A 10,339-nucleotide genomic window follows, 5' to 3' on the forward strand; every position below is an offset into this window, starting at 1 on the left:
TTCAGACGAGATCACGTCGTTCATCTTTCCTCCCCCGCGCCGACAGATCCTTTCACGCCGCACCGCCGGCAAAAAAGCGGGGGAGGTGTCGCGTAGCGACGGAGGGGGGACCGATCCGGCGCTAAAATATTCCCCCCTCCGGCCCTGATGGGCCACCTCCCCCGCTGTTTCGGCGGCGTGCCAGTGTCATGATTTGAGCATCGCGGGGGAGGAAAGAATGATCTCGCTTGAACGTCCGCCGCTCTAAGCCATGCAGATTCAACAGGAATTTATCTCATTATTCCTTATACTACATAGAATAAGTGGTGATTATCCAGGTTGCCGCAGCAGATACTATATTGACTAGGTAGACATTACAGATATTGTAGTTGTTGTTCCGGCCGGACCGGGGAATTCTGCGATGGGGTTACGATGCACACAAAACAATTCGCTGCCGCACTTCTTGCCGGTGCCTCGCTGTTGGCGCTTTCTGGAACGGCGATGGCCGCCAAGAGTGCCTCCGACGCCACCTCGGCCCCGCCGCCGGCGACGTCCGCCACCGACGAGCGCATCCGGGGTCTGGAACAGCAAATCCAGGCGCTATCGGATCAAGTCGTCGATCTCAAGCGCTCCACCGGCGATCAGTACACCGATATCCAGAACCAGCAGAACGATCAGGTCAAGGTCGGCATCACCAACGGCCGGCCGACGATCTCCTCTGCCGACGGCAAGTTCACCGCCGCCATCCGCACTCTGGTGCAGTTCGATTGGGCCTATTATTCGCAAGGTGCCGGCGCCCAGACGCTGCCTGCCGCCTATGGCCCCGATCTGTCCAGCGGCGCCAACTTCCGTCGCGTCTACCTCGGCCTGCAGGGCAAGCTGTTCGGCGACTGGTCGTACAACCTCAATTTCGATTTCGGCGGCTCGGGCGGCACCGAAACGCCCGGCCACATCCAGTCGGTCTATCTCGAATATGACGGACTGGCGCCGTGGGCGTTCCGCGTCGGCGCCTATCCGCCGCCCGCCAACATCGAAGACGGCACCGCCTCGGGCGAGACCATCTTCCTCGAACGCAACTCACCTTCAAACCTGCAGCGCGGGCTCGCCGGCGGCGACGGACGCGATGCGATCTCGATCCTCTACACCGGCGAGCGCCTCTACGGCGCCCTCTCCTACACCGGCGGCAAAGTGCAGGACGCCGCCGTATTCGACGAACAGCAGGCTGCGCTCGGACGCGTCAGCTACCTGGTGTGGTCGGAGTCCGATGCGCACCTTCTTCTCGGCGCCAACGGCACCCATATCTTCAAGCTGCCCGACGCGGTCGCGGCCGGTGCGGCGACGCTGGCCACCACCCCCGGCGGCACCGCACTGAATTCGATCACACTGTCCGATCCGCCGGAACTGACCGTCGATTCGAACGGTATCAAGCTTGCCAACACCGGCGTACTGCCCGCCAACCATCTGACCCAATGGGGTCTGGAAGCGGCCGGCAATGTTCAGAATTTCTATGCCCAAGCCGGCTATTACGGCTTCGGCGTCGACCGCGCCAAAGTCGCCTACAAGACCTACACCAGCGCGACGACCAGCGGCACGACCATCTTCCAGCCGTCGAACAATTATTTCAGCGGCTGGTATGTGCAAGGCGCCTGGACCATCACCGGCGAACCGCGCACCTACAATGCCGCCAACGGCGCCTTCTCAGTTCCGAAACCGACCACGTCGGTGGGACATGGCGGCTGGGGCGCCTGGGAACTGGCGGCGCGCTACAGCGATCTCAATCTCAACAGTCACACGCTTGATACATCGGCCGTGATCACCAACTGGACCGGACCGGCGACGCAGACCTATACTTTCACCAATACGGTTCGCGGCGGCGATCAGCGGATCGTGACGGTCGGACTCAATTGGTACGTCAGCACAGCCATCCGGTTTGCCTTTGATTATCAATGGATCGACGTGAAGCGCCTGCAGGCACCTTCAAGCGTTACCGTGAGTTCAGGAACGCCAACACTGCCCACCCTCTGGGGTGGACAGGATTTTCAGACCCTCGCCCTTCGCGCCCAGTTCGCGCTGTGATCGGGAGCCAGCCATGAAAAAACTTCTCCTCGCCTTGTTTGCCGCCGCCACGGTCTCCGCCGCCAATGCCGCGGACCTGTCGCTGCTCAACGTGTCCTACGATCCGACCCGCGAACTCTATCGCGACATCAACACCGCCTTTGCCGCGCAGTGGAAAGCCTCCACCGGCCAGACTCTCACCATCAAGCAAAGTCACGGCGGCTCCGGCGCCCAGGCGCGCGCGGTGATCGACGGACTTGACGCCGACGTGGTCACGCTGGCGCTCGCTTACGATATCGACGCCATCGCCCAGAAGGGCCATCTGTTGCCCGGCGACTGGCAGAAGCGGCTGGCGCACAATTCGACTCCGTACACCTCGACCATCGTGTTCCTGGTGCGCAAGGGTAATCCATGGAAAATCCACGATTGGTCGGACCTGGTGAAGCCGGGCATCCAGGTGATCACGCCCAATCCCAAAACCAGCGGCGGCGCGCGCTGGGCCTACCTCGCAGCCTGGGCCTATGCCTTGAAGCAGCCGGGCGGCAATCCCGACAAGGCGCGTGCGTTTGTTCAGGCCCTCTACAAGCATGTTCCGGTGCTCGATACCGGCGCCCGCGGCTCGACCACGACCTTCGTTCAGCGCGGCATCGGCGACGTGCTGCTCGATTGGGAAAACGAAGCCCAGCTCGCGCTCAAGGAATACGGCGGCGACAAGTTCGAGGTGGTCTATCCCAAAGTTTCGATCCTCGCCGAGCCGCCGGTCGCGCTGGTGGACAAAAACGTCGACCGCCACGGCACGCGCAAGGTGGCCGAAGCCTATCTGCAGTTCCTCTACACCCGTCAGGGGCAGGAAATCGAAGCACGCAACTTCTATCGCCCGCGCGATCCCGAAGTGGCCAAGGCCTTTGCCCGCAATTTCCCGGCGATGACGCTCTACACCATCGACGACGTCTTCGGCGGCTGGACCAAGGCCCAAGCGACCCACTTCGGCGACGGCGGCGTGTTCGACCAGATCTACAAGCCGGGCCGATGAGCGCTTACGGAACATTCGTCCCACGCTTGCGCAACCCGAGTGCTCTGCCTGGTTTCGGGCTGAGCCTCGGGTTCACGGTGTTCTATCTTTCCGTCATCGTGCTGATCCCGATCGCGGCGCTGATCATCCGGCCGTGGGAAATCGGTTTTACCGGGTTCTGGAACACCATCATGGACCCGCGCGTGCTGGCGGCGCTGCGGCTGTCGTTCGGCGGCGCGGCGATCGGCGCGGCGATCAATGCGGTGGCCGGGCCAATCGTCGCCTGGGTACTGGTGCGCTATAATTTTCCCGGCAAGCGCTTGCTCGACGCGCTGATCGACCTGCCGTTCGCGCTGCCGACGGCGGTGGCGGGCATCGCGCTGTCGACGCTCTATTCGACCCAGGGCTGGTTCGGCGAGCCGTTGTCGCATCTCGGCATCCGCGTCGCCTATACCCCGCTCGGCGTCATCGTGGCGCTGACCTTCATCGGCCTTCCGTTCGTGGTGCGTACGATTCAGCCGGTACTCGCCGATCTGTCGCGCGAACCCGAGGAAGCCGCCGCCACCCTCGGCGCCAGCCGGCTGCAAACCATTTTCCGCGTCGTGCTGCCATCGCTGATGCCGGCACTGCTGACCGGCGCAACGCTGGCCTTCGCCCGCGCCGTCGGCGAATACGGCTCGGTCATCTTCATCGCCGGCAACATCCCCGCGGTGTCGGAAATCGCGCCCTTGATGATCATCATCAAGCTCGAGCAATACGATTACGCCGGCGCCGCCGCCATTGGCGTCGTCATGCTGGCGGCCTCGTTTCTGCTGATCCTGGCGCTCAACCTGTTGCAGAACTGGATCGGGGAGCGGCAATGAAGCGGAACCGCTATCCGACCCAGGACAATCCGCTGACGCGGCTGTTGCTGTCGCTGTTTGCGGTGGCGTTCGTCGGCGCCTTCCTGGTGGTGCCGCTGGTGACGGTGTTTTCGCAAGCCCTGATGAAAGGATTGGCGGCCGCGCTCGAAGGTTTTCAAGACCCCGACACCATGGCCTCGGTGCGCCTGACGCTGATCACCGCCGCCATCGCGGTGCCGCTCAACGCCGTGTTCGGCATCGCCGCGTCGTGGGCCATCGCCAAATTTGATTTCCGCGGCCGGCAGTTCCTGACGACGCTGATCGATTTGCCGTTCTCGATCTCCCCAGTAGTTTCCGGCCTGATTTACGTGCTGATCTTCGGGCTGCAGGGCTGGTTCGGGGACTCCCTGCGCGATGCCAACATCAAGATCGTGTTCGCCCTGCCCGGCATCGTGCTGGCGACCATGTTCGTCACCTTCCCATTCGTGGCGCGCGAACTGATCCCGTTGATGACCGATCAGGGGCGCGACGAGGAAGAAGCTGCCGCCACCCTCGGCGCCTCGGGCCTGCAGACCTTCCTGCGCGTGACCTTGCCCAACATCAAATGGGGCCTCTTGTACGGCGTTCTGCTTTGCAATGCGCGCGCGATGGGCGAATTCGGCGCGGTATCGGTGGTGTCGGGCCATATCCGCGGCGCCACCAACACCATGCCGCTGCATGTCGAAGTTCTCTACAACGATTACCATATTGCCGGCGCGTTTGCGGTTGCATCGCTGCTGGCCTTGCTGGCGATCGTGACCCTGGTCCTCAAATCGGCTCTGGAGTGGCGCTACGCGGACGAAATCGCCGCCACCCATCGCCATTAACGGTGTAACGCATGTCTCTCGTCGTCGACTCCATCGTCAAGCGGTTCCAGCGTTTCCCGGCGCTGAACGGCGTCAGCTTGACGGCTCCGCAAGGCGCCTTCCTGGCGCTGCTCGGTCCCTCTGGTTCGGGCAAGACGACGCTGTTGCGCATTCTCGGCGGCTTGGAATTTCCCGACTCCGGCACCGTGCGCTTCGCCGATCTCAACTGGCTCGACGTACCCGCGCGCGACCGCCGCGCCGGCTTCGTGTTCCAGCAATACGCCCTCTTCCGCCACATGACGGTGGAAAAGAACATCGCCTTCGGCCTGACGGTGCGCACGCGCAAGGAACGCCCATCGAAAGCGGAAATCGCGCGACGGGTGGAGGAACTGCTGGCGCTGGTGCAGTTGGAAGGCTACGGCAAGCGCTATCCGAGCCAGCTCTCCGGCGGCCAGACGCAGCGCGTGGCGCTCGCCCGGGCGCTGGCCATCGAACCGCGCATGTTGCTGCTCGACGAGCCGTTCGGCGCCCTCGACGCCAAGGTGCGCAAGGATCTGCGCGGCTGGCTGCGCGCCATCCATGAGCGCATGGGCATCACCACCGTGTTCGTCACCCACGACCAGGAGGAAGCCTTCGCACTCGCCGATCTGGTGGCGGTGATGAATGCCGGCCGCATCGAGCAATACGGCACGCCACAAGACGTCCGCCGCGCCCCGAAGACGCCGTTCGTCGCCGATTTTCTCGAGATCGGAACGGGGATTTAGAACCACACGCATTCTGGCGAGGGTTCCCCCATTCCTCTGCCGCGATGCCCAGAATGCGACAGTGGCATGCTGTAAAAAAGAAGGGGGCTCACTCGGCACAGCCGCCGACCGCAACGATCAGCTTGGCGCTCACACGCGCAAAATCCGCCCCACCGCAACAGGCCGTGCAGGGCCCCCTTCGTCATCCTTCGCCTTCGGCTTCGGACGCCACTTCCCCCACTTCGCGTTTCCGACGTGCTCCGCCCGACGGAACCGCTCGCGGGGGCAGTAAACATGCCCGTTACCGCCGTCTCGCTTCGCGATCCACCTCCGCCGCTTTTTCCGGTCAGAAGGTCGGCCAATTGAGGGGGAGGAAAGAGGGAAAGACCGTTACAACCACTCTAATCCGCCTTGGGCACTTCGCCGGTGTCGAGGCGGGTGATGCAAAGGTGGGCGTGGACGCGCTCGAGGCTTTTCAGCATGTGGCCGGCATCCTCGACGCTGAGCGTCGGGCCACCGGGACACACCAGCCGCATGGCGCGCAAGTGCACCTGCACCGGCGCCGCCTTGTCGATATTTTTTTCGATCATGCCGAGCGCGAGATCGCAGAACCGCTTCACCACGTCGTCGAGCAGGCCAAAGCCGAATGTTCCCGACAAAGTGAGCAACTGGCCGGCGCGGCGCAGCATGGCGTCGAGTTCGTCCTTGCTGATGTGCTTGCGGCCGGAAGCCGCCAGAATGGCTTCCAGCGCAGCGATCTCGAGCGGAATGGCGGCGACGAATTCGTTGCGCAAGGTCTCGACGTTCGAACCCGCCGTCGCCAGCGCCTCCTCGCGCGACACCCCGCCCGGCGCATACAGCAACTGGCGCAGGCGGTTCTTGACCGGGATGATCTTGACGATTCCCATCAGCGGACCGCCTCGCCCGCGGCGGGATGATCCGGATACTGATCGTTCGCCAGGTCGTCAGGCGGATGGTCGGACAGGCGGCGGCTGAATCCCGGCGACGGATCGTCGTATTTGAACCGCCGGCACGGCCCGGCATAGGCGTCGGCATCGATGAACGGCCGATCGGTCTTCGCCGCCCAGGCGAGGTGATCGTAGAGCACCGCCGGCGACACCGGCTTGCGCACCACGCTGTTGACCCCGGAATCGCGCGCCACCGTCACGCGCGCATAGAAGGTGTAGCCGGTCAGCACCACGATCGGGATGTAGCGCAGCTCGTTCTTCGAGCTATGGCGAATCCAGGTGATGAAATCGCCCAGCGTGCTGTCGGCAAGGTTGGTCTCGGTGATCAACAGATGAAAGCCGCCGCCGCTGAGTAGTTTCTTGGCCTCCTCCACCGTGCCGACCACGCTGTGATGGCTGAGACCGAAGCCGCGCAGGATCTGGCCGATGATGCCGGTGGAATAGCGGTCCGCGTCGACGACGAGCGCCGTAATCTGGGAGAAATTGAGCTTTTCTTCCACGTCCGTACTGTTCCACGCCCTGCCCTGTAAGCTTGGCGATATTTGCTTAAGCCTTGGTTGCGGCGATTGGCTAATACAGGCCGCAGGGTGGTGATTTTTGAAGTGCAACTGCGACTTTATCGCAGGTCCGTACACCTATTGCCACCCGCGAGCTGACAAATGGTGGCGTCTTCCCTGCTGTGCGCTAATATCAATTCAATTTGAAAGTGAACCGGGTCGGCAACTCCATGGCACCGCGAAACCAGCGCAATACGCGACCGGCGCTCTGGCCGGAATGCCGTGGCGCGATGGCGGCCCTGATCCGCACCAACCAATGGCGCGTCAGCCCGCTCGGCGCCATCGAGACTTGGCCCCAGGCGCTGAAAACTGCCGTGGAAATCATGCTCCACAGCCGCCAGCCTGCCTATGTCTGCTGGGGCCGGGCCCTGACGACCCTCTATAACGATGCCGCCATCGGCCTGATCGGCCCCCGCCATCCGCGCACGCTCGGCCGGCCTTATGCCGAGGTCTTTCCCGACAGCTGGGACGACATCAAGCCGGTGATCGAGGCCGCCTTCGCCGGCGAGGCGCAGCACGTCGTCGGCCAGCGCATCAGCCGCGGCGACCATCCGGCGAGCTGGTACACCTACACCTGGACCCCGCTCGACGACGGCAGCGGCAAGATCGCCGGGCTCTATTGCGTCGCGACCGAGACCTCACTCACCATCGGCGACGAACAGCTTCGCACCGTGCTCGAAAATGCCCGCGACGCCGTCAGCATGCTCGACCTTGCCAGCGGCCGTTATGTATTCATCAGCCCGTCGCATGTCGCCCTTACCGGATTTTCCGAAGACGAACTGAAGGCGTTCACGCCGGCCGAAATTCTCGCGCGCCTGCACCCCGACGATGTCCCGCGCCTGCGCCATCCAAAGGTGGGCGACAGCGACGCCTTCGAAGGCAACATCGAATACCGCTGGATGGTGAAGAGCGGCGACTACCGCTGGTTCTCGGTCAGCCGCAAGCTGGTGCGCGACGACGGCGGCCGGCCAATCGCGCTGGTCAACGTCAATCGCGACGTCACCGATCGCAAGCGTGCCGAACTCGAAGTGCTGGCGAGCCGGGCCACCCTCGATGCTGCGCTGTCGAGCATGACCGATGCGGTCTACATCACCGACGCCGATGGGCGCTTCCTGCAGATGAACCAAAGCTTTGCCGCCTTCCACCGCTATAAGAACGTCGAAGAGTGCGCCGCCACCTTTGCCGATTTCGTCCGCGACTTCGACGTCTACTTCCCCGATTGCCGTCCCGCCACACCCGACGACCGCCCGGTGGCGCGCGCCCTGCACGGCGAATCCGCGGTCGGCGTCGAATACAGCCTGGTACGCAAGGCCACCGGCGAAGCCTGGATCGGCAGCTACAGCTTCGGCCCGATCCGCAACGCCGCCGGCACCATAACCGGCGCCGTCATCACCGCTCGCGACGTCACCGAGCAGCGCGCCGAAGAGCTGCGCGTGCAGTCGCTGAAGGAGCAACTGATGCATGTCGGCCGTGTCAGCGAGCTGTCGCAGGTCTCCGCCGGCATCGCCCACGAACTCAACCAGCCGCTGACCGCGATGCTGAACTACTCCACCACCGCCAGACGATTGATCGCGAAAAACGATGTCGCCTCGATCGAAGCGGCGGCGCTCGCCATCGCGCGGGCGGGCGAACAGGCGGTGCGGGCCGGCGAGATCATCCGGCGGATGCGCGATTTCGTCGAGAAGCGCGACACCAACCGCGCGCCCGACGACATCAATGCCATCGTCACCGAGGCCGCCGAACTCGGCTTGATCGGCGCCAAAGCGGAAGGCGTCGACACCGTGTTCGAGCTTGCGCCGGATCTGCCGGCGGTCGTCGCCGATCGCGTCCAAATCGAACAGGTGCTGGTCAATCTGATGCACAACGCCATTGATGCCATGGCCGACTGCAAGGCAAGGCGCCTGGTGCTGTCGACCCGTCGCGCCGGCCGCGCCGTTGAAGTGACTGTCAGCGACACCGGCAGCGGCATTCCCGGCGAGCTTGAGGAAAAACTGTTCCAGCCCTTCGTCACCACCAAGCCGACCGGCATGGGCATCGGGCTCGCCATCAGCCGGCAGATCATCGAAGCCCACGCCGGCGATATCACCGCGCGCTCCAACGACGGCACCACCGTGTTCCGATTCACGCTGCCGTTGGCTTAGAGCCTGCACAAGCTGCCGCTGCGGTATGTTTTGCGGCACCTACAGTTGTTGTCAATCCTGCGAAACGACCGGAAGAAAGTTGCCGGCCGGCCCATGCCCCCGACAGAGGTGCACAAAACGCAATCGCCCCGTCGCGCCCGCCGCATCATGTGGTATTCGTGGAGCATCATTCCACGGGAGCCGTTCCTTGCGCCGACCGCTCAGCTTTCGCGTGCCCCAGCCCAAACTCCGCCCGGGCGACAAGCCCGATTTCTCCGCCCTCGCCATTCCGCCCGCCGGCGCCCTCGATCGCCCAGCAGTGGAAACCGCAGCGCGCGACCTTGCCCCCTTGGCCTACGGCTTGATCCGGGTGCTGAACGATGAGCACAAGGCGGTCGGCGCCTGGAACCCGCGGCTCGATCCGGCCGTGCTGATAACGGGCCTCCGCGACATGGTGCTGACGCGCGCCTATGACGACCGCATGGTCCGCATCCAGCGCCAGGGCAAGATCTCGTTCTACGTCAAATCGACCGGCGAGGAAGCGGTCAACGTCGCCGTCGCGCACGCGCTCGACCACGACGACATGTGCTTCCCCGCCTATCGCCAGCAAGGCTTTCTCATCGCCCGCGGCTATCCGCTGACGACGATGATGTGCCAGTGCTACTCCAACGCCAAGGACCCGCTGAAGGGCCGCCAGCTGCCGATCATGTATTCGAGCCGCGAATTCGGCTTCTTCACGATCTCCGGCAATGTCGGCACCCAGTTCCCGCAAGCCGTCGGCTGGGCGCTGGCCTCGGCCTACAAGGGCGACACCCGCATTGCGGTCAGCTACATCGGCGAAGGCACAACGGCGGAAGGCGATTTCCATCACGCACTCAATTTCGCCGCCGTCTATCGCGCCCCCGTGATCCTCAACGTCGTCAACAATCAGTGGGCGATCTCCTCCTACAGCGGCATCGCCGGCGGCGACGAAACCACGTTTGCCTCGCGCGCCATCGGCTATGGATTGCCGGGGCTTCGCGTCGACGGCAACGATTTCCTCGCAGTCTATGCGGCGGCGGCGTGGGCGGCGGAGCGGGCGCGCGCCAATCTCGGCGCCACGCTGATCGAGTTCTTCACCTACCGCGCCGAAGGCCATTCCACCAGCGACGATCCGAGCCGCTATCGTCCCTCCGACGAATGGCGCGCCTGGCCGCTGGGCGATCCCATCGAGCGGCT

9 protein-coding genes are annotated in these 10,339 nt (G+C 63.9%); 7 read left to right on the plus strand and 2 right to left on the minus strand.

Translation table 11 applies throughout. The features are described 5' to 3' along the window. Positions 1-411 precede the first annotated feature (411 nt). Genes AC1P6P_RS12465 through AC1P6P_RS12485 form a run of 5 tightly spaced genes read left to right on the plus strand, consistent with a single transcriptional unit; the run spans position 412 to position 5,497 of the window. A complete protein-coding gene (locus AC1P6P_RS12465; RefSeq protein WP_481402764.1) occupies positions 412-2,055 on the plus strand; it encodes an OprO/OprP family phosphate-selective porin in 1,644 nt (547 codons plus the stop codon). 13 nt (positions 2,056-2,068) lie between these two features. Then, positions 2,069-3,067 (plus strand): sulfate ABC transporter substrate-binding protein, encoded by a 999-nt coding sequence (locus AC1P6P_RS12470; protein ID WP_481402765.1) that lies wholly within the window; start codon positions 2,069-2,071, stop codon positions 3,065-3,067. Next, on the plus strand, positions 3,064-3,909 hold the full coding sequence (gene cysT, locus AC1P6P_RS12475; protein ID WP_481402766.1) for a sulfate ABC transporter permease subunit CysT: 846 nt from the start codon (positions 3,064-3,066) through the stop codon (positions 3,907-3,909). The genes AC1P6P_RS12470 and cysT overlap by 4 nt, the downstream gene beginning before the upstream one ends. After that, entirely contained in the window at positions 3,906-4,754 is an 849-nt protein-coding gene (cysW, locus tag AC1P6P_RS12480) for a sulfate ABC transporter permease subunit CysW (protein ID WP_481402767.1), read from the plus strand. The genes cysT and cysW overlap by 4 nt, the downstream gene beginning before the upstream one ends. 11 nt (positions 4,755-4,765) lie before the next feature. Further along, positions 4,766-5,497: a sulfate/molybdate ABC transporter ATP-binding protein gene (locus AC1P6P_RS12485; protein ID WP_481402768.1), complete on the plus strand. Its 732-nt coding sequence runs from the start codon at positions 4,766-4,768 to the stop codon at positions 5,495-5,497. Between the two features lie 380 nt (positions 5,498-5,877). On the opposite strand, the gene AC1P6P_RS12490 is transcribed toward AC1P6P_RS12485, so the two are convergent. Together AC1P6P_RS12490 and AC1P6P_RS12495 are read right to left on the minus strand one after the other, a co-directional pair. Further along, complete coding sequence (locus tag AC1P6P_RS12490) at positions 5,878-6,384, minus strand: hypothetical protein (protein WP_481402769.1); 507 nt, start codon at positions 6,382-6,384, stop codon at positions 5,878-5,880. Beyond that, on the minus strand, positions 6,384-6,944 hold the full coding sequence (locus tag AC1P6P_RS12495) for a response regulator (protein ID WP_481402770.1): 561 nt from the start codon (positions 6,942-6,944) through the stop codon (positions 6,384-6,386). The genes AC1P6P_RS12490 and AC1P6P_RS12495 overlap by 1 nt, the downstream gene beginning before the upstream one ends. A 227-nt stretch (positions 6,945-7,171) precedes the next feature. On the opposite strand from AC1P6P_RS12495, the gene AC1P6P_RS12500 reads away from it, so the two are divergent. Both AC1P6P_RS12500 and AC1P6P_RS12505 read left to right on the plus strand, forming a co-directional pair. Next, positions 7,172-9,142, plus strand: coding sequence for a PAS domain S-box protein (locus tag AC1P6P_RS12500; RefSeq protein ID WP_481402771.1), 1,971 nt, complete (start codon positions 7,172-7,174; stop codon positions 9,140-9,142). A gap of 187 nt (positions 9,143-9,329) precedes the next feature. Continuing rightward, positions 9,330-10,339 (plus strand): thiamine pyrophosphate-dependent enzyme (locus AC1P6P_RS12505; RefSeq protein ID WP_481402772.1); only part of this gene is annotated, 1,010 nt, incomplete at its 3' end.

This window comes from Rhizomicrobium sp., from assembly GCF_056722145.1.